This is a genomic window from Epilithonimonas mollis (assembly GCF_900142325.1).
Taxonomy (GTDB): domain Bacteria; phylum Bacteroidota; class Bacteroidia; order Flavobacteriales; family Weeksellaceae; genus Epilithonimonas; species Epilithonimonas mollis.
Genome location: NZ_FRAM01000001.1, coordinates 925,727 through 942,776 on the forward strand (window position 1 = coordinate 925,727; position 17,050 = coordinate 942,776).

The window sequence follows — 17,050 nt, forward strand, 5'->3', positions numbered from 1 at the left end:
GAATTTACCTTTTCCTTACAACAGGAATAATCTCATTCTTATTCAAGCCAAATCTTTTGATATCAGCCTCAGTAAATTTTTGAGAATAGAAATTGATTTCAGCATCGAAACCGACACTCTTTAAACGGTCAAAATAATCCATTCCGTACCAACGAACATGGTCATACTGTCCAAAATGTTTCTGACGTTCCTTTGGGTCTGTGATTGTAAAATCTTCGTAAGTTTTTTGGAGAGAATTCTTCATTGGAACCTGCACAATTCCCCAACCGTTTGGCTTCATCACACGGTAAAGTTCAGACATTGCTTTTCTGTCGTCCACAATATGTTCCAGAACGTGGTTGCAAATGATGACATCAAAACTTTCATCCTCAAAAGGTAAATCAAGAATATCCGCCTTCACATCCACTATCGGTGAATACAAATCAGCAGAAGTATAATCCAGATTCTTCATCTTTTTGAATTTTCTTAGAAACTCCTGCTCCGGTGCGATATGAAGAACCTTTAAATGGTCTGTAAAAAAATTGGTTTCATTCTGAAGATAAAGCCACATTTGACGGTGTCTTTCCAAAGATAAAGTTCCGGGAGACAAAGCATTGGCCCGTTGTTTTCCGTAGCCATAAGGTAAAAATTTCCGATAAGATTTCCCGTCAATGGGGTCTGTGAAATTATTTCCTTTGAAAAACAAAACAATCAACGGACGCAAGAAAATGCTCAGGTTAATAAGCATTGGTCTGGGAATCGCATTCAGCAGAAATTTGGCAATTTTTTTCAAAATCGGTAATCAAATAGCTTAATTAAAATCAACCTGAAAAGCTTTCTCTTCATCAGATTTAATGCCTAAAGCGTCATAAATATATTGGTAAGTAGAAAGCAAAACCGGTTTGCCATTATAAACACAAACATCGTGTTCAAAATGGGCAGAAGGTTGATTGTCCAACGTGGTCACAGTCCAGCCGTCGTTATGGAATTTCACTTTTTCTGTCCCAAGGTTTATCATCGGTTCGATTGCCAAACAAATTCCGTCTTTTAAAACTTTTCCACTTCCTGGTTTTCCGTAATTCGGAACCTGCGGGTCTTCGTGCATTTGTCGTCCAACACCATGACCAACCAATTCCCTCACAACACCATAACCTTCTTTTTCACAGTGTTTTTGGATAGCATGGGAAATATCGCCAACACGCTTTCCTCTAACGCATTGCTCGATTCCTTTGTACAATGATTCTTTGGTAACTTTCAATAATTTTTTGACCTCAGCAGAGACTTCGCCAACTTCAAAAGTATAAGCGTGGTCGCCGACAAATCCGTTCCAGAAAACACCACAATCTACCGAAAGAATCGTACCTTCTTCAATTGGTGTTGCATTTGGAATTCCGTGAACAACTTGCTCATTTGGAGAAATACAAAGTGAAGCAGGAAATCCGCCATAACCCAGAAATGCGGGTTCAGCGCCGTGATCTTTGATAAAATCGTAGGCCAATTTATCAAGATGAAGCGTTGTAATGCCTGGCTTAATTTCTTTTGCCAACATTCCCAAGGTCTGGGACACCAATCTCGCACTTTGCTTCATGAGTCGAAGCTCGTCTATATTTTTGAGTTGAATCATTTCTATTTGGATATTGAGATAATGGAAGGATAGATAATAGATTTGGATGGCTATTATCTATAAGTTTTGAACTTTACCAAAAAAGTCCTTTTTTCTTTTCTTTTTTCATTTTGGAGTAAGCGTGAACTTCGCCTCCTGCAACCTGGAATTCTATTTTTTCATTAATGATCTGGTAGATTTCTCCCCAGCCTGGGAATCCGCCAAGGTTTCTGTCATCGATGAAAAGATCTGCGTCAATTTTCCTTGACTGTGTTTCAGAGTCAAAAATTTCGCCTTCGAAACTAGAATTGACTGCATAAAACTCTATACCGTTTTTTTTGCAGAACTCAACGGCTTCCTCTAATGTTTTCCCATGACGGTATGTCCAGAGAATCAGTCTGTATCCCTCGCTCTGGAGCTTTTTGAGTGTATCAAAAGCAAAAACTTTTGCCTTTCCAATTCCCGGATAAGCATCGTCTACTATGGTTCCGTCAAAATCGATTGCTAATTTTTTGTTGCTTTTTATCATTTGATTTTTGAATAATGCGTTAAAACGTGCAAATATACGAAATATTAAAAAGTGATTTTGAGATTATTTAAAACAAAAAAGTGCATCTTTAGATACACTTGATATTTTAATTTTTAACCCATTTGAAACTGTAAGGTAACTGTGGTGTTGCGATTCTGTCCGAGATTCTTTGAAGCCTGTCCGGCAACTTCATCAGATAATCCCTCGCACGTTCTGCCTTATCATTGAGGTTTTTGATTCCATCTATTTTCCATTCATCCAGTAAGTCTTTCAGAATGTTGATGTAATCCTGCCCTGTATAAACCATTGCTCTCTGAGCAGCATCAGAAAAGTGTTCCCAAAGCTCACCCGCTTTTTGTCCGGATTCTCTCAGTAAATGAGCTGGCATCACGATCTTCCTTCTCATCATATCTTCAAAAGCGAGCATCATCCCGCTTGCGTCCATTTCAAATATTCTGGCAGAAAAATCTTTATATGCTTTTGCGTGTCTTGCTTCATCCGCAGCGATTACCCCGCACATCTGGGCTAGTTTTTTGTTTCCGGACTGTTTCGCTAATGTCCCAACTCTTCTGTGCGAGATATTGGTCGCTGTTTCCTGGAAACTCGTATAAACAAAGTTTTTATAAGGATCAGAACTTGTCCCTATGTCGAACCCATCATTAATAAGATGATGCGTTGTGATCTCCATTTCGCGCATATTTACACGTCCGCAGAGATAGAGATATTTTCCCAGCAGGTCACCATGTCTGTTCTCTTCCGCAGTCCATGCTCTCACCCATTGTGTCCAGCCAGTTTTGTTTTCCTGATCTACTCCATCCAAACCCATCAGCCAGGATTCGTAAGTTGGCAAAGCCTCTTCTGTGATACAGTCGCCAATCAATGTTACAAACAGATCATAAGGCATCTCTCTGGCAAACGTCTGGAGCTCCTCGATTTCGTCTTTGAAATTAGCACCGGAACTGTCCGGAAGGAAATCCGAAGGTTGCCAAATTTTCTCAACAGGTGTAAGATATGAACTGATGAATTCGTCCATATTATGTTCCAGTGTTCTCATCACTTCTAACTGTAGCTCTTTCTCGCGCATCAACTGATAATAATTTTAAAGCCGTAAAGATACGACAAAATAATATTATTCATTACATAACTTGTTGAACTTTAACATAAAATAAGACCTGAACATAGGATCCAGGTCTTAAAATACTTGATATTCTAACGCTTACTACTTCTTAATAATTTTGAATGTTTTTGTTTCTCCGTCTGCGAAAATTGCATTCACAAAATAATTACCATCAGCCAATCCGGAAACAACAATTTTATTTTCCCGGAGGCTATCAAAACTTTTTACCATTTGCCCAGCAGTATTGTAAATCAGGATTTTGGAAATGGTTTTATCAGAATTAATGTTAAGCACATCAGAAACCGGATTCGGGTAAACAGCAACAGTATTCTTTGTAACATCGACTAAACCTAGGTATGGATTTGTAAATCCGGAAACGTCGAAAACATAATTATAACCTACATTTGATTCCCAGGTTTCACCATTATCAAAGGATATAAGCGAATCCAGATCATTTCCTGAATTTGGTGTCACTTCCCAACGCTGATAATCTGTGAACGGAAACGGTGCCGATATAATCTCAATAAAATATCTGCCCGGTAATAATTCCACAGGCTGATTCCATTCAAATTCAACATCTGCAGCTACTACATCCAGCGGATATCCGTTAACCGGATGATAACCGAAAAAGTTCTCCGTAGCAGGACCGACATTGTCGAATGTATGAAGAATCTCGCCCGGCAAATCGTTCTCAGCCTTGCGGATGTTTATCGTTGCGTTCTTGATATTACCGAGTTGCAATGTAGAGATCTTGAATTTTGTGAAGGTAAACTTCTGACCGTCCGGGACAACAAAATCATCTGCCAATGATGTCCAGATCATATGAACGCCGCCTTCGTGCGAATTTCCTGAATTACCAACATTGAAAGGTGTTCCCGTTGGTTGCGGCTCATCTGTATCATTACAGTTACCAATAATTTCGAAAACATGATCATAATAAGAGAATCCGCCAAACCACGGATCGTTATCGAACTTTGTAAAATCAAATCTGCCTAATTTATTCGTAGTCTCTTTGTTGATTTCCCAGAACGCCGATGTTCCGTCAGCCAATGCTACCTTTAACTGAATAAAATATTTCCCTTTTGGCAAATCGAAGGTAGCAGGAAAATCAACACTGATTTTATAAACATCCGCATCATCCAGAGTGGAATCATAATCAAAAAGCTGAGAAGTCGGCACAAGATTCGTAAATGTCTGTATCGCATCACTGGGAATTCCTTCTTTTTCTTTTAAGATATAAACATTGACATAGCTGACAGGCGAAGCACTTTTCAGAACATTGAATGTCAATTGTTTGACCGTTAATATTTTTCCTGATGCAACATCAAAATCAGATGCCGCACTGTAATCAAAACTGCCACCTATAGTGATATTTTCTCCGTTGGATGTGCGATCCGACCCAACACCATAGCTGCATGCCGTACCATTCTGCGCAAAGCCGAAAATCCCGGACAGCGCCAATAAAAAAAGTAAGTTTCTTTTCATTTTAATCTTCAATAATTTGATGCTAAACTACCGAACTGAAAGTCAGAATCAAAACAAAAGCCTTTCAAAATCCTCAATTTTGAAACCGGCAAAAACCAATCAAAACATTATCAATCAGACAATTAAATTTAAAATCAATGCTCTTTTCCATGATTCCTTTTGGAAGCTTCCCGCAAGAAAACTGATGGCGAAATGCCCGTAATATTTTTGAAAACAGTAGTGAAAGAACTGTGCGAGGTAAAGCCGGATTCCTGAGCGAGATAGCTGATCTTGTAATTCTGATAAGCTTTGTTATTATAGATCTTTTTGCAGATATAGGCAATGCGTAGCTCATTGATATAAGCATTGAAATTTTTTCCTTTCTGATTATTGATAACCTCGGACAGATAGCTTGTATTGGTTTTCAATGAAACGGCAAGATTGGAAATATTAAGCTTTGGATTAGTGAATTTCCCTGACTCTTCAAATTTCGCAAGCTTTTCCAGAAGTTCTTTTTCAGCCAGTTCGGGAATGGTTATTCTTTCGGTCTTTATTTCCGGTTCTGTTTTGTCCGTCTCAGAGACCATCTGATTTTTCTTCAGATTATCAATGAGCAGTTCGAAGGCTTTCTTTTCCTTTTGGCGTCTTTGCAAAATGAAGACAATAAGAAGCAGAAGCAACGCAAGAAAAACGGTGCTGATTACCGCTATCAGTTTTGTATTGCTGTCGGCATTAGAAATAGCATTCCGGTAATCTTTCTGCTCCTCAGAAATGGCGGAATTGATAGCCTTATATTCCTTCTCTTTATTTGAGTTGCTGAGTTCCAGATATTTTTCGTTATAGAAAACCGACCTGTCATTATCGCCAGCCAGCCTGTAATTTTCTGCAAGGCTTTGATAGACATCAGATTCCAGGCGTGTATTTTTCAAATCTTTGCTGATAAGAATCTTCTGCAAAGAGTCTATAGCACGTTTATAGTCGCCATTTTTGGAATAGATGCCAGAGAGAGCTTTATTGATGAAAAGATCCAGCTCTTTGTTTTCTGCATCTTTGATCACCAGTGACTGCTTGAGAAACAGTTCTGCCGAATCATTTTTATTGATGAAGATATAAGAATTCCCGATGTTGTACAAAGACCGTCTGTAATGATAAACCGGAATCGCCGAGACGGATGAGACGGACTGGAATTCTTCTAATGACTTTTTATAATACCGATTGGCTTCCGGATATTTTTTCTCATCAAAAACGATATTCCCCAATTCTAGGTAAGAAAGCCCTTTGTAGAGTTTCTTCGCATTGCCCTCAGGCATTTTGTTGATCTGTACAATGGCTTTGTCCAGATATTCTTTGGCTTTATCATTCAGGTTCAGCTGTGTGTACTGGTGCGAAAGTGATCCGTAGATCTTGGCAGTCAGCTCATAATTGTTGGTTTCCTCTGCCAGTTCCTTTGCCTCGAATAGCAATTGCGTTGATTTGTTAAAATCATTCTTTTTGAAATATTCTACAGCCAGCTCCATCAGTTCTCTGCTTTTCCTGTCTCTGGGATCTGTTTCCACAGATTTGCTCTGCGCAAAGCCGTTTGCGAAAAAAAGAATCATTGCAATAATAAACAGGTTGCGCATTTTTATAGTGTATGATTGAAATCAATCATCAAAATTAGTAATTATTTTAAACTAAATAGCTTGGACGGTTTTCATAAAAAAACCGGCTTCTAAAACCGGCTTTTAATTATATGATAAAAAATCTAGTTTGCAAGGATGTTCCCGGTCATTTCCTCCGGAATATCGACGCCCATTACTTTCAGGATAGTTGGCGCAACATCACCCAGTTTTCCCGGCATCAGGTTCCAGGTATGGTCTTTATCCATAACAATAAACGGAACCAGATTCGTGGAATGCTGGGTGTTTGGACTGCCGTCAGGATTGATCATCACATCAGAGTTTCCGTGGTCTGCCAGGATGAAAACCGCATAACCGTGTTCATAAGCCGTCGTCGCGACTTTCTGAATGCACTCGTCCACCACTTCTGCTGCTTTTACAGCTGCCGAAAACACACCTGTGTGACCCACCATATCTGTATTTGCAAAGTTAAGAACCACAAAATCTGCCGATTCTTTTTCCAGTTCCGGAACGATAGAATTCGTAATATCGTAAGCGGACATTTCCGGTTTCAGGTCATAAGTCGGAACATCTTTCGGACTCGGGCAGAGCAATCGTCTTTCCTGAACGAATTCAGCTTCACGACCGCCTGAGAAAAAGAAAGTCACATGCGGATACTTTTCCGTTTCAGCAATTCTGATCTGGGATTTCCCTGCAGATTCCAGAACCTCGCCCATTGTTTTCTGAAGCACATTCTCATCAAAAACGACTTTTACGTTCTGGAATGTTTTATCATAGTTCGTCAAAGTCACATAATACAGATCCAGTTTTTTCATTCCATATTCCGGAAAATCCTGCTGAGAAAGCACTTCAGTAATCTCACGACCCCGGTCTGTACGGAAATTGAAACAGATTACCACATCGTGATCCTCGATTCTTGCAATCGGGAAATGGTTCTGAACACCAACAATTGGTTTGATGAACTCATCCGTCACATCCTCGTTATAAGAATCCTGAATAGACTGGACAAAATCTTTGGTTTCTGCCCCGACACCATTGACCAGAAGGTCATAAGCCAGCTTCACACGCTCCCATCTTTTGTCTCTGTCCATCGCATAATAACGACCGATAACAGAAGCAAGTTTTCCCGTTGTGGATTTCATGTGGTTCAGTAAATCCTCTATGAAACCTTTTCCGGATTTCGGATCACAGTCGCGACCGTCTGTGAAGGCATGGACATACACTTTGTCCGTGAAACCGAACTCGTGCGCTGCCGTCAGCAAGCCTTTCAGGTGATTGATATGAGAATGTACACCGCCATCAGAAACCAACCCGATAAAGTGTACTTTTTTGTTATTCGCTTTGGCATATTCAAAAGCTTGCTGAATCACGGTTTCTTTTCCAAGGCTTCCGTTTTCCACAGCCATATTCAGTTTCACAAGATTCTGATAAACCACACGGCCAGCACCCAGATTCATATGTCCCACTTCCGAGTTCCCCATCTGTCCGGCTGGTAAACCGACCGCCAGTCCACTTGCTTCCAGCGTTGTGTTCGGAAAAGTTTTCAGGGCATAATCCATAAAAGGCGTATTGGCCTGAGCAATAGCGGAAACAGCGGGATTGGGCCCTATTCCCCAACCATCTAATATTGCAAGAATTGCTTTCTTTGACATTGTTGATTTGTTTTATTACTACAAATTTACGAAATGGAAAAGAGAGTGCGTAGTTTGGTAAGTATTTTTTTTATTCCGGAGAACAATTTCATTTAATTATAAAATTTATCCCCTGATGTGGGAAGGCTGCGTTCAAACTAAATTTTATTCTGGAAGAAGTCTGATCCAAGTCTTTATCAGAATAGAAGCTCCTATGTTTAAAACTTGAACATTTATAATTTTTCCAATTTTTTTTTTAAATCGACAAATATTGTCACCAAAAAACATCAGGCCGATTTCAGTATCAGAAAAGAATAGACATGATTGTCATTAGTAACATTTTTCTCACTTACCGCCTGACTTCCTCTTATTTAAGTCCGATACAACTCTGATATAAGTCCGATATGAATCTGATAAAATATCTGATTTGTAATGCTTTTTCAGCTAACTTATGGAGAACTTGAGTCGAAGCAAGCAGCACAAAATGTTATTTCATTGCTTTTCATCGGTTATTGTTTAGCATAGAAGTAAACCAGCGAACAATTATTAATGTTATGTTTTGCCAGTCGACAAATATTCTTACCTTTAAGACCCTTTTTTAAAAAATTAAAATGGACTTAAGAGACCAACTGAAAAACCTTTTCCCAGACCACGAAGAGCAGGATTTTGAAATGCCGAAAGAAACGTTCAGACAGAAAGAACCTTTGGTCTGCAAATTCGAAAAGAAAGGCAGAAACGGGAAACCGGTAACAATTATCGAAGGTTGGGAAGGCGATGATGAAGGCTTGAAAGAGATTTCGAAAAAAATCAAAACAATCCTTGGAATAGGTGGATCAGAAAAAGATGGCGTCATCATCATCCAGGGTGACAACCGTGACAAAATCATGACGATCCTGAAAGATATGGGCTACAGAACAAAACGTGTCGGAGGGTAATATCAATAATTGATAATTGATAATTGATAATTGATAATTGATAATTGATAATTGATAATTCTATTATCTCAAATAAATATTTAAAATCTTAAAACAATATATATGATTAACAAATTAGCAGCTTCCGAATTGGTACTGAATGACGACGGAAGTGTTTACCATCTTAATCTTCTTCCGGAAGATCTTGCAGAAAAAGTACTTCTTGTGGGCGACCCGGACAGGGTTCCGAAAGTATCAAGATATTTTGACACCATCGAAGTTAAAAAGAATAAAAGAGAGTTTTATACCCATACGGGAACTTTGCGTGGTGAGAGAATTACTGTGATGTCAACAGGAATTGGTACAGAGAACATCGATATTGTGATGAACGAGTTGGATGCATTGGTCAACATCGATTTGAAAGAAAAAGAATTTAAAAAAGAGCATAAGTCGCTGGAACTTTTCCGTATGGGAACTTGTGGAAGCGTGAATCCCGATATCGAGGTCAACAACATGCTGGTGACAGAAAATGTAGTCGGTCTGGATGGATTGATGCATTTTTATCAGGATTATCAATTTGAGAATGAATTCAGTAAAAATTTTCTGGAGAAATTCCCTTACGAAAGAATCAAGCCTATGCTATATTTTGCAGACCGGGCAGAGGAACTGGGGACTTTATATGCCGATGCAAAGTACAGAGGAAACACTGCGACTTTCCCGGGATTCTATGCGCCGCAAGGCCGCCAGCTGAGACTGAAAGCTCTGGATGATCAGTTCCTTGAAATCCTGAATGACCTTGGGGTTTCCAACTTCGAAATGGAAACTTCGGCCATCTATGGATTATCAAAACTGCTGGGACACAAAGCAATCACTGTGAACTGTGTAATCGCCAACAGAAGACGCGGCGAGTTTGCGAGCGACCATCATGCATCAGAAAAAATGATGATAGAATGGGTTCTTGACAGGATTATCAAATAGATCTCGGATTTTAAAATCCGGTCATTGAGAAGCAGCATTCATTACTGAATGCTGCTTTTCTATATTTGGTTTCTCACAAAACAGCTTTCTATATGGTCATCTACAATTCCCGTGGCCTGTAAATGAGAATAAACAACCGTTGAACCCAGAAATTTGAATCCTCTTTTCTTTAGGTCCTTACTAATTTTATCTGACAATTCTGTAGTAGCCGGCGCATCTGTATGAACCTTCCATCTATTAATAATGCGGTTTCCACCCGTGAATGTTGAAATGTAATCATAGAAACTACCAAATTCTTTCTGAAGTTCCATAAACTTCTGAGCGTTCGAAATAGCTGCATTCACCTTTAGTCTGTTCCTGACAATACCGGTATCCTGCAACAGTTCTTCCATCTTATTTTCGTCGTAATTCGCAATCTTTTTATAATCGAACTGATCAAAAGCTTGCCGGAATGTTTCTCTTTTCCTTAGAATGGTAATCCAGCTTAAGCCCGCCTGGAAGCTTTCCAGAATAAGGAATTCGAACATCGTATTATCATCGGTCACTAATCTTCCCCATTCTTCATCATGGTATTTCTGATACAATTTGTCGTTACCGCACCATGCACATCTGATTTTTTCCATTGCTTTTATTTTTTGTCAATTTAGGAACATTATAATTTCAGAACAAAACATTAACGTTCATTAAGATTTCTCGGCATTCTAATTGAATCATTGATTAATATCAAATCAAAATATTCAATATTAATCACAAAATAAATTATTATGAGTACGGAAAATCAAAAATACAACGACGCTGAAAGAGCGGTTGACAGAACAGAAAATTCTTTGGAAAACGCAGCGGACAGAACAAAGAATAAAATCAGTGAATATGCTGACCGGGCAAGAAATTACATTGATGAACAAAAAAGAAAAAATGAAGAACCAACAAGAGACGGTTTCTTTGAAAACCTGAAAGCCAGTGCTGCAGACGCCTGGGAAGATACCAAGGATTTTGCAGACAAGGCCTGGGAAAGCACAAAAGATACCGCTTCTGATGCCTGGGAAAAGACCAAAGATGCGGCTGAAGATGTAAAAGCAGAAGTTAGAAAAGCGACCAATTAGTTTTTAAGTTAGTAATAGTTTTTCACAACGGAAGGAGAAGATTTTTTAGAAGTCTTCTCCTTTTTATTTTATATTTGTGAGTATGAAAAGACGTTTTTTAATCAGCTTGTTTTTGTTAGGGTTTTTGGCCAACTCTCAGACTTTCAGTCAGGATTATGCTAATATCAGCAATCAGGTTTCCCAGACCAACATCAATACCTACCTTCAGGAATTTGAGGCTTTGGGGGTGAAAACGACAGGTTCCACCGTTAACAATAATGCCTACATCTGGCTTAAAAACAAATATCTTTCCTTCGGATATAGTGAAGCCGACATCTCAAAAGACAGTTTCTCATACAATGGGCAAACCAGTGCAAATCTTATTGTTACAAAACAAGGAGCAAAATACCCAAACATCTTTATCATCATCTGTGGGCATTACGATACCATCACAGGCACCGGAACCAATGACAACGGCAGCGGTGTTTCCGTAATTCTGGAAGTAGCAAGGCTGCTGAAAAATGTACCAACAGAATATTCGGTTAAATTCATCAATTTCTCCGGAGAAGAGCAAGGTTTACTGGGATCCGCCCATTATGTCAGCAATGTCGTGAACGCCACTAATCCCAAAATGAACATCCGTCTTGTCTTGAACATCGACGAAGTCGGTGGCATCAAAGGTCAAAACAACGATACTGTAACCTGTGAAAGGGACGAATCCAACTCGCCTAGCTCGAACAATGCCGCCTCCAATAACTTCACGCAGCAGCTCATCAACTGTGTCAGACTATACTCACCGCTGAAAACCAATCAAAGCTACGCCTATGCATCGGACTATATGCCGTTTCAGGCCAATGGAGAAGTTATCACCGGATTATTCGAATACAACGAAACCCCATATGCCCATACTGTAAATGACAAGTATTCTAATCTGGATCCTGTGTACATCTACAATATAGCAAAAGCTGTAACTGGTGCCGTTCAGCATTTTGCAGTCGCTGGCCAGGCTCTCGGTACTGATTCGGCAAAAGATCTCGAAGCAGATTTCCGGGTGTATCCAAATCCTGCTAAAGATTATTTACAACTGGAATTTACAAATAATAACAATCAGCATTTCACTTTTACGATGACATCACTTACAGGAGAAATGATCATGAAAACAGAAAACCTCAAAAAGATTGACATATCCATGCTTCCGAAAGGCGTCTATCTAGGTACATTCAAAATCGGAGCATTGCAGATCACCAAAAAAATAATAGTAGAATAACTGAGCTCCTGGAGAATTTGGGCAATCCCTTCCTCCACATAGCCAATGCACGGGTCGCGCTATCCGCTCATATCTTTTCCGCCCGCCCTTCCCAGCCCGGGAAAAGGATAACCGCTACTATCGCTATTGCAGAAAATAAGAAAACTCTATTAAAAAATTAAGCGGTCAGTTCTCTTCAATTTCCTGTAATTTTATCATTGGAAATAAAACAATCGTAATAATTTAGTTTTACGAAATCAAAAATCCTTATCTTTGCAGCTATGCAGAAAATCTTAATCGTAGAAGACGAAAAAGCAATATCCGGAGTTCTACACAGTATTTTATCAGACGAATTACCAGACTATGAATTCGAAATCGCAGAAGACGGTCTCGAAGGGTATAAATTCATAGAAAAAGAAGATTTTTCTTTGGTAATCTCTGACATCAAAATGCCGAAACTTTCCGGAACAGAATTGCTGAAACAGACTTTACAGCTGAAGCCTGACACCACTTTTGTGATGATCTCCGGGCACGCCGATATCGATACGGCAGTGAGCTGCCTGAAAGAAGGCGCATACGATTTCATCTCAAAACCTATCGACATCAACAGGTTGATTACAAGTGTGAAAAATGCGCTGGACAAAGGTAATCTTCAGAAAGACAATAGACACCTGAAGCAGGAAAACAATCAGCTGAAGAAAAAGGTTAATAAAAAATACCAGATGGTCGGCGAATCTGCTGCTCTCAAAAGAATCCAGGAAATCATCGACAAGGTCGCTCCTTCTGATGCCCGGGTGATGATAACCGGACCAAACGGAGCTGGTAAGGAATTAGTTGCCCATGCGATCCATTCACAGAGCGAGCGTTCCAGAGGACCAATGGTGGAAGTGAACTGCGCTGCGATCCCGTCAGAACTGATAGAAAGCGAATTATTCGGTCACGTAAAGGGCTCTTTTACTGGTGCTATCAAAGATAAATCAGGAAAATTCGAACAGGCTACAGGCGGAACTATTTTTCTGGACGAGATCGGTGACATGAGTCTGGTTGCTCAGGCAAAAGTTCTGAGAGCATTGCAGGAAAGTAAGGTTTCTCCGGTCGGCAGCGACAAGGAAATCAAAGTAGATGTGCGTGTAATTGCTGCTACGAACAAAAATCTGACAAAAGAAATCGAAGCCGGAAAATTCCGCGAAGATTTGTTTCACAGGCTTTCTGTTATAGAAATCAATGTTCCGTCCCTGAATGACAGGAAAGAGGATATTCCTCTGCTGGTAGAATATTTCACACAGGTTATTTCTAATGAAAACGGAAGCACACCAAAGAAATTTGATGAAAGATCTATTAAAGCTTTGCAACAATACGACTGGACAGGAAATATCCGCGAACTAAGAAATGTGGTAGAAAGATTAATCATCTTGGGTGCAGATCCTGTGACTGCTGATGACGTTGCTAATTTTGTAAAGAAATGAGATTAAATAAATAATATATTTAACCGTCTCGTTCCTTTCAACGAGACGGTTTTTTTTGAATAAAAATGAAAAATCCGTCATTATGTTTTTCATTTAATAAAATAAACAGGAGATAAAATGAAATTTTTAAATAAACAATATACACAGGAAGGACTGAAGCTGGCGCTTCCCGTGATGCTGACGCAGGTCGGGCAAGTCTCTGTAAACCTGTTCGATAACATCATTGTAGGAAAACTTTTGGGAGCAAAGGCTTTAGCGTCGGTTTCTTTGGGAAACGCCTTATTCTTTTCTATTTTCGTACTGGCATTAGGATTTTCTTTTGCGATTCCGCCTCTTGTTTCAGAAGCTAATTCACAGAAGAAGCATAATGTGATCAATTCGGTTTTCAGACATGGTTTTGTCATCAACCTCGGGATCGGAATCTTGCTGATGATTCTTTTATTAGCCGGATTACCCTTGATCTATCACATGGATCAGCCTGCCGAAATCATTCCGGATACAATTAGTTTTCTCAGCATCATGGCATTTACAATGATTCCGTTTATGATGTTCCAGACTTTGAGAGAAGTTTCGGAAGGCTTGTCGTTCACAATTGGTGTGACCAAGGCTACTATCATTGCGAATGTGATTAACATCATCTTGAATTATGTTTTTATCAAAGGACTTTTCGGATTGCCGGCAATGGGCGTTCAGGGCTCTGCTTTGGCGACGCTTCTGGCAAGAATTTTTATGGTGGTTTTTCTTTATTATGTTTTGGTAAAAGAGCCGAAAACCAGACGTTACATCAAAGAATTTTCTTTAAAGATCAGTCTTTTTACAAAAGAAATGTTCCGAAAAATGTTCAAACTGGGATTGCCAACGGCTTTACAAATGTTCTTCGAAGTAACAGCTTTTGCAGCTGCCGCTTTTATCTGTGGAATGGTAAGTTCCAAAGACATTGCTTCTCATCAGATCGCATTATCTATGGCATCGTTTACATTCAATCTATGTATTGGATTCAGTGTGGCTTCTACGGTGATGATTGGAAATAAAATGGGCGTGAATGACTTTGACGGATTGAGAAAAATCGGGATTAATAACTTTAAGTTAACGTTGATTTACATGGGATTTTGTGGAATAATGTTCATCATATTCAGAAATGTTCTGCCCCATTTTTTCACGAAAGAAAGTGACACTTTGGTCATTGAACTGGCTTCAAAACTGATGATTATCGCAGCATTATTTCAATTATCAGACGGTATCCAAGTGACTGCTTTAGGTTGTTTAAGGGGAATTCAGGATGTAAAAATCCCGAGTGTCATTACATTCTTAGCTTATTGGGTTTTCACAATTCCTGTTGGTTATTTTCTTTGTGTGACTTTGAAAATGGGTGCATTCGGGATGTGGATTGCTTTGGGAATCGGGTTGACAATTTCTGCGATTCTTCTGGTAATTAGATTTTTGAGATTAAGTAAGAGGAAAGCTTTGGCCGGAGTTAATTAATAAATTTCTCACAGATTTAGCAAATTTTGCAGATTCTCTTTTTAAATATCTGCTTTATCTGCCTAATCTGCGAGACGACTTTCGCCAAAGTCCAGTTATTAAGCTGATTATAATTTGTAACATTGCGCAAAAAGCTATTTTAAATTTTTAAATTTGCAACACAAAATTTCGAAATGAATATTAAACAATATATACAGTCAAAAATAACCGAAATTATCTCTCAACTCTACGGAATCGAAGGTGTGACGCTGGAAGTTCAGAAAAATAAAACTGAGTTTGAAGGAGATTTCACTATTGTCATTTTCCCTTTGGTAAAACAGGCGAAAAAAAGCCCGGATGTGATCGGAACCGAATTGGGCGAAGAAGTGAAAAATCAAATTGATTTTGTTGAGAATTTCAATGTGGTAAAAGGTTTTCTTAATCTGAAAATCAAAGACCAGTTGTTCGCTGAGCAATTATCTGAAATCAGCAATGATTTTGACAATGTAACGCCAAAAAATCAAACGGTAATGGTGGAATATTCTTCGCCAAACACCAATAAACCGCTCCATTTGGGACACATCAGAAATAATCTTCTCGGTTTTTCTGTGGCAGAAATCCTGAAAGCAGACGGTTACAATGTCATCAAAACGCAAATTATTAATGACCGAGGAATCCACATCTGCAAATCGATGCTGGCCTGGGAAAAATTCGGAAATGGTGAAACACCCGAATCTACTGGCTTAAAAGGCGACAAGTTGGTTGGAAACTACTATGTGGAATTCGATAAACTGTATAAATCTGAAATTAAAGCACAAATGGCTGACGGAATAGATGAGGAAACTGCGAAAAAGCAGGCGCCATCTATCATCGAAGCTCAAGAAATGCTTTTGAAATGGGAACAAAACGACCCGGAAGTTCGCCAACTTTGGGAAATGATGAACGAATGGGTTTATGCAGGATTTAATCAGACTTATTCCAGATTGGGTGTTAATTTTGACCAGATTCAATATGAGAGCAACACTTATATTCTTGGGAAAGATCTGATTCAGAAAGGTCTGGAAAACGGAATTCTCTACAGAAAAGATGACGGTTCGGTTTGGTGTGATCTTACAGATGAAGGTCTTGACCAAAAATTGTTGTTACGTTCGGACGGAACTTCGGTTTATATGACTCAGGATTTGGGAACTGCTGTGGAGCGCTTCAAAGACAATGACATTCAAAAACTGATCTATACCGTTGGAAATGAGCAGGATTATCACTTTCAGGTTCTTTTCAAAATCCTTAAAAAATTAGGCTATGAGTGGGCAGACCAGCTTTATCATTTGTCTTACGGAATGGTAGAATTGCCGGAAGGCAAAATGAAATCGCGTGAAGGTACCGTGGTTGATGCCGATGATTTGGTGGAAGAGATGTATAAAACTGCGAAAGAAAAATCTCAGGAGTTAGGTAAACTGGAAAATCTGAGCGATGAAGAAAAGGAGCGTTCTTATGAGACTGTTGGTCTTGGCGCTTTGAAGTATTTTATCCTGAAAGTGGATCCGAAGAAAAAGATGCTTTTCAACCCTGCGGAGAGTATTGATTTCAACGGCAATACTGGACCGTTTATTCAATATACTTATGCCAGAATCCAGTCGCTATTGGATAAAGCCGGCTTTGAAACAAAAAAATTAACTGATTCTTATCTTCCAAACGACAGTGAAAAGGATCTGATTATGCTTTTATCCGAACTCAAAGATGTTGTAAACAAAGCTGCGGAATCACTGAGTCCGGCTTTGGTTGCGAATTATGTCTATGAATTGGTAAAAAGTTATAATTCATTCTATCAAAATAATCCAATTCTGAATCAAGATGATGAAACGGCGAAACAATTCCGTCTTCAGTTATCTGAACTAACAGGAAAAACCATTAGAAAAGGTTTATCATTACTTGGAATTGGTACTGTAAACAGAATGTAAAAC

The 17,050-nt window shown here is 39.1% G+C and carries 15 protein-coding genes; 7 read left to right on the plus strand and 8 right to left on the minus strand.

The window, feature by feature from the left end; genetic code table 11:
- Positions 1–4: 4 nt before the first annotated feature.
- The 7 genes from BUA97_RS04070 to gpmI all read right to left on the minus strand — a co-directional run bounded on the left by BUA97_RS04070 (position 5) and on the right by gpmI (position 7,963).
- The gene (locus tag BUA97_RS04070; protein ID WP_072996570.1) at positions 5–772 is read right to left on the minus strand and encodes a class I SAM-dependent methyltransferase; all 768 of its coding nucleotides are present in this window, start codon (positions 770–772) and stop codon (positions 5–7) included.
- 18 nt (positions 773–790) lie between these two features.
- On the minus strand, positions 791–1,603 hold the full coding sequence (gene map / locus BUA97_RS04075) for a type I methionyl aminopeptidase (RefSeq protein ID WP_072996571.1): 813 nt from the start codon (positions 1,601–1,603) through the stop codon (positions 791–793).
- 73 nt (positions 1,604–1,676) lie between these two features.
- Positions 1,677–2,108 (minus strand): BT0820 family HAD-type phosphatase, encoded by a 432-nt coding sequence (locus BUA97_RS04080; protein ID WP_072997200.1) that lies wholly within the window; start codon positions 2,106–2,108, stop codon positions 1,677–1,679.
- A 109-nt stretch (positions 2,109–2,217) separates the two neighbouring features.
- Positions 2,218–3,195 (minus strand): acyl-ACP desaturase, encoded by a 978-nt coding sequence (locus BUA97_RS04085; RefSeq protein WP_072996572.1) that lies wholly within the window; start codon positions 3,193–3,195, stop codon positions 2,218–2,220.
- A gap of 135 nt (positions 3,196–3,330) precedes the next feature.
- A complete protein-coding gene (locus tag BUA97_RS04090) occupies positions 3,331–4,713 on the minus strand; it encodes a T9SS type A sorting domain-containing protein (protein WP_072996573.1) in 1,383 nt (460 codons plus the stop codon).
- A gap of 134 nt (positions 4,714–4,847) precedes the next feature.
- Positions 4,848–6,314, minus strand: coding sequence for a helix-turn-helix domain-containing protein (locus tag BUA97_RS04095; protein ID WP_072996574.1), 1,467 nt, complete (start codon positions 6,312–6,314; stop codon positions 4,848–4,850).
- A gap of 122 nt (positions 6,315–6,436) precedes the next feature.
- Positions 6,437–7,963 carry a 2,3-bisphosphoglycerate-independent phosphoglycerate mutase gene (gene gpmI / locus BUA97_RS04100; RefSeq protein WP_072996575.1) on the minus strand — a complete coding sequence of 509 codons (1,527 nt, stop codon included), beginning with the start codon at positions 7,961–7,963 and terminating at the stop codon, positions 6,437–6,439.
- A 590-nt stretch (positions 7,964–8,553) separates the two neighbouring features.
- Between gpmI and BUA97_RS04105 the strand changes: the two genes are divergently transcribed.
- A complete protein-coding gene (locus BUA97_RS04105; protein WP_072996576.1) occupies positions 8,554–8,877 on the plus strand; it encodes a translation initiation factor in 324 nt (107 codons plus the stop codon).
- A 102-nt stretch (positions 8,878–8,979) separates the two neighbouring features.
- Positions 8,980–9,834: a nucleoside phosphorylase gene (locus BUA97_RS04110; protein WP_072996577.1), complete on the plus strand. Its 855-nt coding sequence runs from the start codon at positions 8,980–8,982 to the stop codon at positions 9,832–9,834.
- Between the two features lie 59 nt (positions 9,835–9,893).
- Here the strand turns inward: BUA97_RS04110 and BUA97_RS04115 are convergent, their stop codons facing one another.
- Positions 9,894–10,457 carry a DNA-3-methyladenine glycosylase I gene (locus BUA97_RS04115; RefSeq protein WP_072996578.1) on the minus strand — a complete coding sequence of 188 codons (564 nt, stop codon included), beginning with the start codon at positions 10,455–10,457 and terminating at the stop codon, positions 9,894–9,896.
- A 141-nt stretch (positions 10,458–10,598) separates the two neighbouring features.
- On the opposite strand from BUA97_RS04115, the gene BUA97_RS04120 reads away from it, so the two are divergent.
- From BUA97_RS04120 to argS, 5 genes are all read left to right on the plus strand, one after another.
- Complete coding sequence (locus tag BUA97_RS04120; protein WP_175546170.1) at positions 10,599–10,937, plus strand: hypothetical protein; 339 nt, start codon at positions 10,599–10,601, stop codon at positions 10,935–10,937.
- 82 nt (positions 10,938–11,019) lie between these two features.
- Positions 11,020–12,183: a M28 family peptidase gene (locus BUA97_RS04125; RefSeq protein WP_072996579.1), complete on the plus strand. Its 1,164-nt coding sequence runs from the start codon at positions 11,020–11,022 to the stop codon at positions 12,181–12,183.
- Between the two features lie 260 nt (positions 12,184–12,443).
- Positions 12,444–13,628 (plus strand): sigma-54-dependent transcriptional regulator, encoded by a 1,185-nt coding sequence (locus tag BUA97_RS04130; RefSeq protein WP_072996580.1) that lies wholly within the window; start codon positions 12,444–12,446, stop codon positions 13,626–13,628.
- Positions 13,629–13,745: 117 nt separating this feature from the next.
- Positions 13,746–15,110 (plus strand): MATE family efflux transporter, encoded by a 1,365-nt coding sequence (locus BUA97_RS04135; RefSeq protein WP_072996581.1) that lies wholly within the window; start codon positions 13,746–13,748, stop codon positions 15,108–15,110.
- A gap of 173 nt (positions 15,111–15,283) precedes the next feature.
- Positions 15,284–17,047: an arginine--tRNA ligase gene (gene argS / locus BUA97_RS04140; RefSeq protein ID WP_072996582.1), complete on the plus strand. Its 1,764-nt coding sequence runs from the start codon at positions 15,284–15,286 to the stop codon at positions 17,045–17,047.
- Positions 17,048–17,050 lie beyond the last annotated feature (3 nt).